The sequence below is a fragment of the Actinomycetes bacterium genome (genome assembly GCA_036000965.1).
Taxonomy (GTDB): Bacteria; Actinomycetota; CALGFH01; order CALGFH01; family CALGFH01; genus DASYUT01.
The window spans coordinates 1-12,896 of record DASYUT010000313.1; the positions used below are offsets into that span (position 1 = coordinate 1).

At 71.4% G+C, this 12,896-nt stretch carries 9 protein-coding genes and 1 pseudogene; 2 read left to right on the forward strand and 8 right to left on the reverse strand.

Features of this window, described 5'->3' with window-relative positions; all coding sequences use genetic code 11:
* Positions 1–212: 212 nt before the first annotated feature.
* The 8 genes from VG276_28340 to VG276_28375 form a co-directional block, all read right to left on the reverse strand.
* Positions 213–1,268: a GNAT family N-acetyltransferase gene (locus VG276_28340; GenBank protein ID HEV8653199.1), complete on the reverse strand. Its 1,056-nt coding sequence runs from the start codon at positions 1,266–1,268 to the stop codon at positions 213–215.
* Between the two features lie 479 nt (positions 1,269–1,747).
* Positions 1,748–3,181: a rhamnulokinase family protein gene (locus VG276_28345; protein ID HEV8653200.1), complete on the reverse strand. Its 1,434-nt coding sequence runs from the start codon at positions 3,179–3,181 to the stop codon at positions 1,748–1,750.
* Between the two features lie 37 nt (positions 3,182–3,218).
* The gene (locus VG276_28350; protein HEV8653201.1) at positions 3,219–5,264 is read right to left on the reverse strand and encodes a bifunctional aldolase/short-chain dehydrogenase; all 2,046 of its coding nucleotides are present in this window, start codon (positions 5,262–5,264) and stop codon (positions 3,219–3,221) included.
* Positions 5,265–5,271: 7 nt separating this feature from the next.
* On the reverse strand, positions 5,272–6,450 hold the full coding sequence (gene rhaI / locus VG276_28355) for an L-rhamnose isomerase (protein ID HEV8653202.1): 1,179 nt from the start codon (positions 6,448–6,450) through the stop codon (positions 5,272–5,274).
* 147 nt (positions 6,451–6,597) lie between these two features.
* The gene (rhaS, locus tag VG276_28360) at positions 6,598–7,689 is read right to left on the reverse strand and encodes a rhamnose ABC transporter substrate-binding protein (GenBank protein ID HEV8653203.1); all 1,092 of its coding nucleotides are present in this window, start codon (positions 7,687–7,689) and stop codon (positions 6,598–6,600) included.
* Positions 7,690–7,784: 95 nt separating this feature from the next.
* On the reverse strand, positions 7,785–8,837 hold the full coding sequence (locus VG276_28365; protein HEV8653204.1) for an ABC transporter permease: 1,053 nt from the start codon (positions 8,835–8,837) through the stop codon (positions 7,785–7,787).
* A complete protein-coding gene (locus VG276_28370) occupies positions 8,827–9,852 on the reverse strand; it encodes an ABC transporter permease (GenBank protein ID HEV8653205.1) in 1,026 nt (341 codons plus the stop codon). Before VG276_28370 ends, VG276_28365 begins: the two co-directional genes overlap by 11 nt.
* Before the next feature lie 20 nt (positions 9,853–9,872).
* Positions 9,873–11,426, reverse strand: a complete 1,554-nt coding sequence (locus VG276_28375; protein HEV8653206.1) for a sugar ABC transporter ATP-binding protein — start codon at positions 11,424–11,426, stop codon at positions 9,873–9,875.
* 199 nt (positions 11,427–11,625) lie between these two features.
* Between VG276_28375 and VG276_28380 the strand changes: the two genes are divergently transcribed.
* Together VG276_28380 and VG276_28385 are read left to right on the forward strand one after the other, a co-directional pair.
* On the forward strand, positions 11,626–12,672 hold the full coding sequence (locus VG276_28380) for a LacI family DNA-binding transcriptional regulator (protein ID HEV8653207.1): 1,047 nt from the start codon (positions 11,626–11,628) through the stop codon (positions 12,670–12,672).
* 87 nt (positions 12,673–12,759) lie between these two features.
* Positions 12,760–12,837, forward strand: a pseudogene (locus tag VG276_28385) (DUF294 nucleotidyltransferase-like domain-containing protein).
* Positions 12,838–12,896 lie beyond the last annotated feature (59 nt).

Here is a 12,896-nt window from a genome sequence, read left to right on the forward strand (position 1 = left end):
CGGAGGACGGGTACGGCGGGATCGATGGATGTTCTGGGTAAGGAGCACCGGCCCGAGGTGCAACGGCGCCGGACCGAGGAGAAGCGCCCAAGGCGGGCAGGCGCCCGTCAGTATACCCGCCCACTCCGGCCGGACCGCCGCCTTCGGCGTTGCTGCCAGCGACGTTTCCTGGCGGCCCACCGGCTGGGCGGTGCACCGCCGGGCCGGCCGGCTCACCCCCGGCCGTCGGCCCATGCGATGCGCGGGTCGATCGAGCGGCGCAGGCGCAGGGCCACGGGCCGGAATCCCCGGCCGGACCAGAAGCGCGACGCCAGCAGGTTCGCCGACCGCCAGTCGGTGATGCACGTCTCGTACCCGGCCTCCCGGGCGGCGGCAAGCGCGTGGGCGGTCAGGGCCAGGCCGACGCCGCCGCCCCGCAGCTCGGTCCGTGTCGCGGCGACCATCAGGTGGATGCAGCGGGCCGGCGTGCGCAGGTCGCCCTCGTCGGCCTCGGCCGGGAGCATGACCTCGAAACCGAGGAGCCGCCCCCCCAGCCCGACCGCCAGCCAGTAGGTGGCGGTCGGGTCGGCCAGCAACTCGGCCTGGGACTCCCGGAGCTGGGCGAGGAACTCCGGCAGGCTCGGCTGCCACACCGGCGGGCCGGCCTGGTGGCGCGAGATCGCGCCGGCCAGCTCCATCACCAGGTCCAGGTCGCCCGGGCCGGCCAGACGGATCTCGATCCCCCCCTCCGGCGGCAGGGGCCGCGCCGCACGGATCCCGGTCCCCCCCTCCGGCACCGGGGGCCGCGCCACCGCGTCCGCCTCGGTGAGCCCGCGCAGCGCGTAGACCTGCTCCTGGCCGAAGCCGAGCGCGAACCAGGCGGCCGCGGCCCGCGCGTCCGCGGCCGGCGCGACCACGAAGTGGCTGAAGCAGCCAGCCGCCACCCACGGCTGGCCCGCGACCGCGTAGAGGTCGTGGTAGAGCCCCGGGTCCTCGTCGCGGGCGAGGGCGTGGCCGGCCGGTCGCACCCAGGCCGAGCGGGGCACGATGTCCTCAGGCATCCGCGAGCCGAGGAGGTAGCCGACCAGCCGGCCGCCGCGCAGCGCGCTCGCCCCTGAGGTGGCGGGCTGGGCCGCGGCCGCCGCCACCGCGGCGCGTGCCACCGTCGGGTCGTCGGCCGCCTCGGGCAGCAGCGCCTCGGCGGCCCGGTCGTCCCGGTGCCTCGCGGCCAGCAGCTCTCCAGCGGCGTCCAGGTGCTCCTCCTCGAACGGCACGACCGCGAGCCGCATGAACCCTCCTCCTCGTCGGTCGCGGGTGCCCGTGCGGGCCGCCCGCGTACCGGACCATGGCAGCGTCTGCCGGTTCGGGCAACTCACTTTGCCTGCTCAGGCGACCGGTACAACGTCGCGCGAGGGTTTTTTCGGCTCCGGTGAACCGGAGCGGCGGCCGGTGCGAATACAGGGACAGGGGGGGCAGGGCGGCGGCTCCGCAATCGGCAAGACCGCGAGCCGCCGCCTCTTCCCGTTGGTGCCGGAACGACGCGGCTTCCCGTTGGTGGCGGAACGGCGCGGCGGCGCACCCGGCGACGGCCGCCGGTCCGGGTCGCCGTCGGGGCGCCCCCCTCACGCGCTGGTGGAGCTGCGCTCCTGCCGGCCAGGTTATTGGGCGGCGAGCCCTTAGGGCCTGCGGGCCAATAACCTGGTCGTTCCAGCGACGACACACCGAGGTAAGCGGACTCGATCTGGCCAGGTTATTGGGTGGCGAGCCCTTAGCCTCCGGTGGCCGCCGGCCAGTGGCGGCGGACCTCCTGCGTCTCCCGCAGCAGCGCCCGCAATGTCTGCAAGCCTCCCGTGATCCAGCCATGGGCGCGCGCCTGGACCAGGACGTTACCGAGCGCCGTCGCCTCGACCGGCCCGGCGAGCACCGGCAGGCGGCACGCGTCCGCGGTGAGCTGGCACAGCAGCCGGTTGCGGGCGCCACCCCCGACCAGGTGTACGACGTCGACCTCCTGCCCCGACAGGCGGGCGGCGTCGTGGACGGTTCGCGCAAAGGCGGCGGCCAGGCTGTCAAGGATGCAGCGCACCAGCTGGGCCTGGCCCTCGGGCTCTGGCTGACCGGTCCGCCGGCACGCCGCTTGGATCCTGGCCGGCATGTCGCCGGGTGGCAGGAAGGCCGGGGCGTCGGGGTCCACGACCGGCCCGCCCGCTGGCTGGTCGGCGGCCGCCCCGAGCAGCGTGGGCAGATCGGCCGGTTGCCCCGCTCGCTCCCAGGCCCGCAGCGACTCTTGGAGGAGCCAGAGGCCCATGACGTTACGCAGGTAGCGGATCCGGCCGTCGAGGCCGCCCTCATTGGTGAAGTTGGCCTTGCGGCTTTCCTCGGTCAGCACCGGACGCTCCAGCTCCACGCCGACCAGCGACCAGGTGCCGCAGGAGACGTAGGCGAAGCGCTCGCCGTCGGCTGGGACGCCGACCACCGCCGAGGCGGTGTCGTGTGAGCCGACCGCGGTGACGACCGCCGACCGGGGCAGCCCGGTTTCCTCGGCGACGTCCGAGCGCACGGGCCCGACCGCCTCCCCGGGCCGCCGCAGCGGCGTAAGCAGCTCCCGGCGGATCCCGGCCGCCCGCAGCACCTCAGCCGACCAGTTGCCCGTGCGAACGTCGAGCAGCCCCGTGGTGGACGCGTTGGTCTGTTCGGAGCCGGCGCGCCCGGTGAGCCAGTAGCCGAGCAGGTCGGGCAGCAGCAGCAGCGTCCTGGCCGCGTCCAGCTGCGGCGTGCCGGCGGCGGCGGCGAGCTGGTAGATGGTGTTGAACGGTAGGAACTGCAGCCCGGTGATCGCGTACAGGTCCTCGAATGGGATCTCGGCGTGGACCTTGTCGGCGGCTCCGGCGGTGCGGGAGTCCCGGTAGTGGTAGGGGTTGCCCAGCAAGGTGCCGGTCTCGTCCAGCAACCCGTAGTCGACGCCCCAGCCGTCAACGCCTACGCTGACGATCGGCTCGGCGTCGCCTGCGGCGGCCCTGAGACCATGAAGGATCTCGCGGTACAGCCGCAGGATGTCCCAGTGCAGCCCGTCGGGCAGGCGCACCGGCTCGTTGGGGAAGCGGTGCGCCTCGTGGAGGTCCAGCTGCGCCGGACCGACCCGGCCAACCATGACGCGCCCGCTGGAGGCGCCCAGGTCGACGGCCGCATACACGCCCCCGTTCACCGGGGCGTTCCCTTGGGGTCTCCCCGGCGCCACGGGGTCATCGCAGGAAGCCGGCGGCGACGCCGGCGTCCACCGGGACGTGCAGGCCGGTGGTGAGCGACAGGTCGCCGCCGACCAGCGCGACCACCGCGTCGGCGACGTGGGAGGGCAGCACCTCGCGCTTGAGCAGCGTCCGCTGCGCGTAGTACTCACCGAGCTCGTCTTCGGGAACGCCGTAGACGGCGGCCCGCTGGGCGCCCCAGCCCTTGGCGAAGATCCCGGAGCCGCGGACCACGCCGTCGGGGTTGATCCCGTTCACGCGGATGCCGTGCTCTCCGAGCTCGGCGGCCAGGAGCCGGACCTGGTGGGCCTGGTCGGCCTTGGCCGCCCCGTAGGCGAGGTTGTCAGGGCCGGCGAACACCGCGTTCTTGCTGACGATGTAGACCAGGTCGCCGCCGAGTCCCTGCTCGACCATCACCTTGGCAGCCTCACGCGACACCAGGAACGAGCCTCTGGCCATGACGTCGTGCTGCAGGTCCCAGTCGCCGGTGGTGGTCTCAAGCAGCGGCTTGGAGACCGACAACCCGGCGTTGTTGACGGCCAGATCGACGCCGCCGAAGGCCAGCGTAGCCTGCCGGAACGCCTCGGCCACCTGGTCCTCGTCGGTGACGTCGACGGTCGCCGCGACGGCCACGTCGGCGTCGCCGAGCTCGGCGGCCACCGTGCGGGCGTTGCCGGCGTCCAGGTCGGCCACGACCACGCAGGCGCCCTCGGCGGCCAGCCGCTGCGCGATCGCCCTGCCGATGCCGGACCCCGCCCCCGTCACCAGCGCGACCCGGGTCGCAAGGGGCTTCGGCTTGGGCATCCGCTCCAGCTTGGCCTCCTCCAGCGCCCAGTACTCGATGCGGAACTTCTCCGACTCCGAGATCGGGGCATAGGTCGAGACCGCCTCGGCGCCGCGCATCACGTTGATAGCGTTGACGTAGAACTCGCCGGCCACCCGGGCGGTCTGCTTGTCGCGGCCGAAGGAGAACATCCCAACGCCGGGCACCAGCACGATCGCCGGGTCGGCGCCGCGCATGGGCGGGCTGTCGGGCTGCGCGTGGCGCTGGTAGTAGGCGCGGTAGTCCTCGCGGTAGGCGGCGTGCAGCTCCTTGAGTCGCCCCGTGACCTGTTCAAGGGGGGCGGTGGGGGGCAGGTCCAGCACCATCGGCCGGACCTTGGTGCGCAGGAAGTGGTCGGGGCAGGAGGTCCCAAGCGCGGCCAGGGCCAGGTGCTTCGCCCTGGCGACGAAGTCGAGCACCACCGCCGAGTCGGTGTAGTGGCCGACCTGGGGGGCGTCGGTGGACGCCAGGCCGCGCAGCACCGGGAACAGCGCCGCCGCGCGGGCGTGCCGTTCGCTCTCAGGTAGGGCTTGGTAACCGTCGACCACCGGCCCGAACGGATCGGCCTTCCCGCGCTCGTCGAGGAACCGCTTGGCGGTGCGGATGATCTCCAGCGAGTTGGCCTCGCACGCCTCGGAGGTCGGGCCCCAGGCGGTGATGCCGTGGCCGCCGAGCACCACCCCGATCGCCTCGGGATGGGCCTGCTGGATGGCGGCGATGTCCAGGCCGAGCTGGAAGCCGGGCCGGCGCCAGGGCACCCAGGCGACCCGGTCGCCGAAGCACTGCTTGGTCAACGCCTCCCCGTCGGCCGCACAGGCCAGCGCGATGCCGGCGTCGGGGTGGAGGTGGTCGACGTGCGCGGCGTCGACCAGGCCGTGCATGGCGGTGTCGATCGACGGGGCCGCGCCACCCTTGCCGTGCAGGCAGTAGTCGAACGCGACGACCATCTCGTCCTCCCGCTCGACCCCGGGGTAGACGTCCACGAGCGCCCGCAGGCGGTCCAGGCGCAGCACGGCCAGGCCATCTTCCACCAGGGTGCCCAGGTCACCGCCGGAGCCCTTGACCCACAACAGCTGGACCGGCCGCTGGGTGACCGGATCGGTCGTCTCGCCCTTCGCGGAGGTGTTGCCGCCGGCGTAGTTGGTGTTGCGCGGGTCGGAGCCCAGCCGGTTGGACCGCTCCAGCAGCGCCTGGACCTCGGCATGGGTAGGAGTGTTCATCTGAGTGTCACGCTCCCCACCCGGCCTGCTCGCCGCCGACGCGCTCGGCAACGGTCTTGTCGGCGTAGCCCGAACGCGCGTAGGCGGCAACCGGGTCAGGGTCGAGGCCGAGCTCCTGGCGCAGCTCGGCCAGGAGCGGGCGCACGTCGGTGTTGTAGGCGTCCATCAGCACCGCGTTGGCCCCGAGGACGTCGCCGGCCTGCTGCGCAGCCTCCAGTGCCCCGGTGTCGACCAGCAGCGCCTTTGCCGTGGCCTCTTGGACGTTCATCACCGAACGGATCTGGGCGGGGATCTTCGGCTCGATGTTGTGGCACTGGTCGAGCATGAACGCGATCCCAGCCTCCGGCGCGTAGCCGCCGCCCTGTACCACCTCGTGCATGATCCGGAACAACTGGAACGGGTCGGCCGACCCCACCATGAGGTCGTCGTCGGCGTAGAACCGGGAGTTGAAGTCGAACCCGCCGAGCTTGCCGGCCCGCAGCAGGAACGCCACGATCATCTCGATGTTGGTCCCTGGGGCGTGGTGGCCGGTGTCGACCACCACCTGGGCGCGGTCGCCGAGCTGCAGGCAGTGAGCGTAGGCAGTGCCCCAGTCCGGCACGTCGGTGTGGTAGAAGGCCGGCTCGAACAGCTTGTACTCCAGCAGCAGCCGCTGCTGCGACCCGAGCCCGTCGTAGGTGGCGGCCAGGGCCTCGGCCAACCGGTCCTGGCGGGCCCGGATGGAGTCCTGGCCGGGATAGTTGGTGCCGTCGGCGAACCACAGCTTCAGGTCGCGCGAGCCGGTCGCGTCCATGACGTCGACGCATTCCAGCAGGTGGTCCAGGGCCTTGCGCCGCACCCGGGGATCGGGGTTGCAGACGCTGCCGAGCTTGTAGTCGTCGTCCTGGAAGACGTTGGCGTTGATGGTGCCGATCCGCACCCCATGGTCGGCGGCGTGCTTGGCCAGGTCGGCATAGTCGTCGACGGCGTCCCAGGGGATGTGCAGGGCCACGCTGGGGGCCACGCCGGTGACGGCATGGACCTGGGCGGCGTCGGCGAGCTTCTCGTAGGGGTTGCGCGGCACCCCCGGCTGGCCGAACACCTTGAAGCGGGTGCCGGAGTTGCCGAACGCCCACGACGGGAGCTCGATCCGCTGCTGCCGCAGCGCGGCCTTCACGCTGGAATCGTCAGGTGTCGTCCTGGTCATGGTAGATGGAAGACCTCCTCCAGCGGCCGCATCCGCTCGTCAGGACGCTGGCCGTCGAGCTCCTAGAAAAGTCGCTGTGTCACCACGTCACCTCGGGTGGGACCGCCCCGGGACGCAGCGGTGCGTCCTGCGTCCCGGGGCGGTGCGCTAGAAGTCGAACTGGGCGATGTTCTGCTTGTCGAAGACCTGCGGCGGGCCGAGGAGCACCTCGCCGCCCTTGCCGACCTTGTAGTCATCCAGCTCTCCGGCCTTGAAGCTCTCGCCTTCCTTGCCGGTGATCTGACCGGACGCCAACGCGGCAGCCGCGTACGCGGCCAGGTAACCGAGCTTGCCCGGGTCCCACAGCTCGAACGCCTGCACCGTGCCGTCCTCGACGAACTTGCGCATCTGGTTGGGCGTGCCCAGGCCGGTCAGGGCGACCTTGCCCTTGTAGTTCGACCCGCTCAGGTAGCGGGCGGCGGCGGCGATGCCCACCGTGGTCGGCGAGATGATCCCCTTGAGGTTGGGGTATGCCTGCAGCAGGCCCTGGGTCTGCTGGAACGAGTCCTGGTCGTCGTCGTTGCCGTAGGCGACCTTGACGAGTTTCATGTCCTTGTACTCGGGCTTCTTCAGCTCATCCTTCATGAACTTGATCCAGGTGTTCTGGTTGGTGGCGTTCGGCGTCGCCGACAGGATCGCGATCTCGCCGGAACTCTTGATCTGCTTGGCGAGCAGCTGCACCTCGCTGCGGCCGAGGTCCTCCGCGCTGGCCTGGTTGACGAAGACCTGCCGGCCCTCGGGTGCGGTGTCGGAGTCGAAGGTCACGACCTTGACGCCCTGCGACTGGGCCGCCTTCAAGGCCGGCACCACGGCATTGGGATCGTTGGCGGAGATGACGATCGCGTCCTGGCGCTGCTGGGCGAGGGTGTTGATGTACGAAACCTGCGACGACGCGCTGGCCTCGGACGGACCCACCGCCTTGCCCTCGCCGCCGAACTCCTTGACCGCCGCCAGGCCGCCCGTGTTCGCCACGGTGAAGTACGGGTTGTTGAGCTGCTTGGGGAGGAAGGCGATCTTGAGGCCCTGCTTGATCTGAGCGTTCGGGTTGGCCTGGCCGGCGCTGGTGGCGGTTGCGCCGCCGCCCGAGGAGCTCTCCTTGGTCGTGCCGCCGCAGGCGGCCAGGACGAGGGTGCACGAGATGGCGAGGGCGACCGACGCCCACCGCCGGCGGAGGCGTCTCGCCGAAGGGGATGGTTGCATGGTCCGGTGTCCTTTCTTCCGGCGTCGCGGGCGCGACGGTGGCTTGACGGGCGAGGGAGTGGACGGGCGAGGGAGTGGACGGGCGAGGCGGCTGGTCAACTGGCCCCGGCTGGCTCCGCGGGAGCGGCCGGTGACGCCGACCGGCGGCGGCTGACGGCCCGGCCGACCGCCGCGATGGCATTGGGCGCGATGACGCTGCCGATGAGCAGCAGCCCGGTCACCACGTTGAGGATGTCGTTGGAGACGTCGTTCAGGATCAGGGCGCTGCGGATGCCGCCAAGAAGGAACACGGCCGCCACCACGCCGCCGAGGGTCCCCTTGCCGCCGAAGATCGAGACGCCTCCGAGCAGGACGGCGGCGACCACGGCGAGCTCGAGACCGGCCCCGTTGTCGGCTCGCGCGCTCGCGAAGCGCAGGGTGAAGACGATGCCGGCCAGCCCGGACATCGCGCCGCTGAGCACATACAGGATGAACTTGGTCCGCTTGACGCGGATGCCGGAGAAAAACGCCGCCTCCTGGTTGGCGCCGATGGCGAACACCGACCGCCCGAACGGCGTGGCGTGGAGCACGACCCCGAAGAGGGCGGCCAGCACGGCGAAGAAGGCGATCGGGTAGGGGATGTGCGTGCCCGGCACCGGGGTGGTGCCGTACCTGGTGTAGCTGGCCGGGAAGTCGGCGACCGCCTGGTCGCCGAGGATGACGAAGGCGAGCCCGCGGTACAGCGCCAGGGTCCCGATGGTCACCGCGAGCGAGGGCAGGCCGAGTCGGGTGACGAAGAAGCCGTTGAGCGCTCCCGCCAGCGCGCCGGCCACGAGCACGGTCGGGAAGATGAGCTCCAGCGGCCAGCCGGCGTTCCACAGCCAGCCCAGCAGCGCGCTGGTCAGGCCGAGGATGGAGGCGATCGACAGGTCGATCTCGCCGGCGATGATGATCATGGTCAGCGGCAGCGCCATCAGCGCGATCTCGCCGACGTCGAGGCCGAGGTAGAACAGGTTCGCGCCGGTCAGGAAGCCGGGCGAGGTCTGCTCGCCGACCAGCCCGACGGCTACCAGGAGCAGGACGAGCGCGGTCTCCCAGCGCAGCAGTCGCCGCAGCCCTGGCCGCTGGTCCTGCCGGGTCGACCTGGCCGCGGGGGTGTCAGCTGCCACTTCGAATGCTCCTTTGCCTGAGCGCGGCGGCGATGCGGAGGCCGAGCAGTCGGTCAAGGGCGATGGCGCCGATCAGCAGCGCCCCGACGATCGCCTGCTGCCAGAACGAGGGAACCCGCAGGACCACGATGGCGCTGCCGATCGTGCTCAGCAGCAGGGCGCCGAGGGCGGCGCCGACCACGGAGCCGCTGCCACCGAAGATCGCGACGCCGCCGACCACCACCGCGGAGATGACCTGCAGCTCGAAACCGGTACCGGCGGTGGCGTCGACCGTCCCGTAGCGGGCCGTGAACAGGACCCCCGCCAGCCCCGCCACGGCGCCGCTGAGGACGAACGCGGCGAAGACTCGCCGGCCGACCGGAATACCGGCGAGCAACGCGGCGTCGGGGTTGGAGCCGATCGCGTACAGCTCGCGGCCGGCACGGTAGGAGCGCAGCGCGTAGGCCGCGACGGCCACAAGCAGCACGGTGATCGCGACGAGATAGGGGACCCCGAGGAAGCGCCCGCTACCGAGGGTGAGTAGGCTGTCGGGCAGATCCGCGGCATTGATCTGCCGGCCACCGGCCCAGGCGTAATCGATGCCGCGGAACACATACAGGGTGCCCAGGGTGACCACAAGGCTCGGCACCTTGCCAACCGCCGTCACGGCGCCGTTGATCGCGCCGCAGACGGCGCCGGCCAGCAGCCCGGCGAGCACCGCCACGACGACGGGCATGCCAGGGCGGCCGACGAACAGGTTCCCGGTCATGAACGCCGTCAGCCCGAGCACCGAGCCGACCGAGAGGTCGACGTTGCGGGTGATGACGACCAGCGTCTGGCCGACGGTCAGCAGCGCGATGATGGAGGCGTTCAGCAGCAGGTCGCGGAGGCTCTGGCCGCTGAGGAAGCGCGGGCTGTACGCGGTGGTGATGACGACGACCAAGGCGAGAGCGGCCAGAATGCCCAGCTCGCGGACCCTGAATGCGACCTCGACGAGATGGCTGCCGCTGCGCTGACCGCCTTTGGTGGCCTCCACCTGGCCTTCCACGGCCGTGCTCACCGCCCCACCTCCTTGCCGGTGTGGCCGGTCGCGGCGAACATGACGGTCTGCTCGGTGGCCTCCTCGCGGGACAGTTCCGCGGTGAGCCGCCCTTCGTGCATCACCAGCACGCGGTCGGCCATGCCGAGGATCTCCGGCAGCTCGGAGGAGATCATCAGGACGGCCACGCCCTGGCCGGCGAGGTCGGACAGCAGGCGGTGGACCTCAGCCTTGGTGCCGACATCGATGCCGCGGGTCGGTTCGTCGACGATCAGGACCGTTGGGCGGCGGGCCAACCACTTGGCCAGGACGACCTTCTGCTGGTTGCCGCCGGAAAGCGTCGAGACCGGGTCGCTGAGCCGGGCGAACTTCAGCCGCAGCCGGGTGGCCCAGTCGGCGGCCAGCTTCCGCTCGTCGGCGCTACGGATCAGGACGCCGCGGCGCAGTCGCCGAAGTGATGCCAGGCTCGCGTTGCGGGCGATCGACAGGTCCATGACCAGCCCCTGCTCGCGGCGGTCCTCGGGCACCAGGCCCATGCCGGCCGCCATCGCGGCCGTCGGCGACGCCGCCGGGAGGTCGCGTCCTTCGACCGTCACCTGGCCGGCGTCGCGCCGGTCGATCCCGAACGCGGCCCTGGCGACCTCGCTGCGTCCGGCGCCGACCAGGCCTGCCAGGCCGACGATCTCGCCGTGATGCACGTCGAAGCTGACGTCGGTGAAGACGCCCTCCCTGGTCAGCCGGCGGACCGACAGAGCGACGCCCCCCCGGGTCGTCGCTTGCTTCGGGAACAGCGCGTCGAGCTCGCGGCCGACCATCCGGCGCACGAGGTCGTCGTTGGTGAGCCCCTCGAGCGGGCCGCTGAACACGTGTCGGCCGTCGCGCATGATGGCCACCCGCTGGCAGAGAGCGAAGACCTCGTCGAGCCGGTGGGAGATGAACAAAACGGCCGCGCCGTGCTCCTGCAGCGTTCGGGCCACCGTGAACAGGCGCTCGACTTCCGCCCCGGACAGCGCCGCGGTCGGCTCGTCCATGACGATGACCCGGGCGTCGAACGACAACGCCTTGGCGATCTCGACAATCTGCTGATCGGCGATGGAAAGGCCGCGGGCGGGGCGAGACGGGTCGAGGGGGACGCCAAGCCGCTCCATGAGCGCCAAGACCTGGCGGCGCATCTCGCCGGTATCGATCCGCCGTCCGCCGGACAGTGGCTGACGCCCCATGAAGATGTTCTCCGCGACCGACAGGTCGGGGAAAAGCGTCGGCTCCTGGTAGATGACTGCGATCCCGGCCTCGCGGGCATCGGCTGGGTTGGCAAGGCGGAGCTCCTTGCCGTCCAGGAGCAGCCGGCCTGAATCCGGCCTGTGCACGCCAGCCAGGATCTTCACCAGGGTCGACTTGCCGGCGCCGTTCTCGCCGATCAGGGCGTGCGCCTCACCCGGGTACAGCTCGATCGACCCGTCCTCGAGGGCCTGGACCGATCCGAAGGACTTCGTGGCGTGCACCAGGATCAGCAGAGGAGTGCCGACCGGGCCAGCCGTGGGCGGGCGCGAACTGCCTTCGGCCTGTGCCATCCATACTCCTCCCTACGGAGGCCGCGTTGAATCGTTTCATAGACTGTTGGAGGAACGTAAGCGGGCGCGACCTGCGTTGTCAAGGGGTTACGTCCCGGTTTCCCGAGTGTGTAAAGGCGAGATTCGCCTAGATGCTTGGTACGATTCAGCGCGACGGTACTGCATACTTGGCGCCGTGCGAGCGGAGGAGGCAGGAATCGTGAAGGCCCCAGCGACCACCTACAGCATCCGTGACGTGGCGGCAGAGGCCGGCGTGTCGGTCGGGACCGTGTCCAACGTGCTGAACCGGCCGGAGGTTGTCGCGCCAGCCACGCGGGCTCGGGTGGAGGAGGCCATCGCGCAACTGGGGTTCGTCCGCAACGAGTCCGCCCGCCAGTTGCGGGCCGGCCGCAGCCGCACCCTCGGGCTGGTCGTGCTGGATGTCGCCAACCCCTTCTTCACCGACGTCGCCCGCGGGGTCGAGGAGGCCGTCACCGCGGAGGGGCTGGCGGTGATCCTCTGCGACAGCGCCGAGAAGGCCGACCGCGAGCGCCGCTACCTCGACCTGCTCGAGGAGCACCGGGTGCAGGGCATCCTGATCACCCCGGTCGAGGGGGTGGGAACGCGGCTGCGGCAGCTGCGGCAGCGCGGGATGCCGGTGGTGCTGGTCGATCGCTGGGCGTCCACCCGCAGCTTCTGCTCGGTGTCGGTCGACGACGTCTACGGCGGCGAGCTGGCCGCCACCCACCTGGTGGACCAGGGCCACGAGCGGATCGCCTTCGTCGGCGGCCCGTTCGGGTTCAAGCAGGTCTCCGACCGCTACGACGGCACCAAACGTGTCCTCACCGCGGCCGGTCTTCCGGAGTCGGGGTTGATCAGGGTGGAGACGGCGGCGCTCAACTTCTCGTCCGGACGCGCCGCCGGAGCGCAGATCGCCGAGCTCCCGGCGAACCGCCGGCCGACGGCGGCGTTCTGCGCCAACGACCTGCTCGCGCTGGGCGTTCTCCAGGAGATGACCCGCCGCCAGCTTCGGGTCCCCGACGACCTCGCGATCGTCGGCTACGACGATATCGACTTCGCCGCCGCGGCCGCCGTGCCGCTGTCGTCGGTCCGGCAGCCTCGTGACGAGCTGGGGCGGGCCGCAGCGGAGCTGCTCATCGAGGAGACCTCCGAGGACCGGCGCCACAGCCACCGCCAGCTGGTCTTCGAGCCGGAGCTGATCGTCCGAGCCTCCAGCGGTTACAAACGGTCGAAAGGCGGACGGTAGCTGCCAGGACGACGGGGTCGGAGGCAACCGCTCCTCCGCGACGCCGAGACCCGCCTGGGCGCACCGCCGGCGCCCTATGCATTCCTCATCCTCGGCAGCCAGGCGCGGGTGGAGGCGACGCTCCACACCGACCAGGACCACGCGCTCGTGCTGTCCGACGACGCACCGGCCAACGCCGAGGCGTACCTCGCCGCGCTGGCCGAGCACCTGGTCGAAGTCCTCGA

Bases quoted from the DNA above. Each gene is read 5' to 3' on its own strand.
- VG276_28340 (HEV8653199.1), bottom strand. From the start codon at position 1,268: ATGCGGCTCGCGGTCGTGCCGTTCGAGGAGGAGCACCTGGACGCCGCT.
- VG276_28350 (HEV8653201.1), bottom strand. From the start codon at position 5,264: ATGAACACTCCTACCCATGCCGAGGTCCAGGCGCTGCTGGAGCGGTCC.
- rhaI (HEV8653202.1), bottom strand. From the start codon at position 6,450: ATGACCAGGACGACACCTGACGATTCCAGCGTGAAGGCCGCGCTGCGG.
- rhaS (HEV8653203.1), bottom strand. From the start codon at position 7,689: ATGCAACCATCCCCTTCGGCGAGACGCCTCCGCCGGCGGTGGGCGTCG.
- VG276_28375 (HEV8653206.1), bottom strand. From the start codon at position 11,426: ATGGCACAGGCCGAAGGCAGTTCGCGCCCGCCCACGGCTGGCCCGGTC.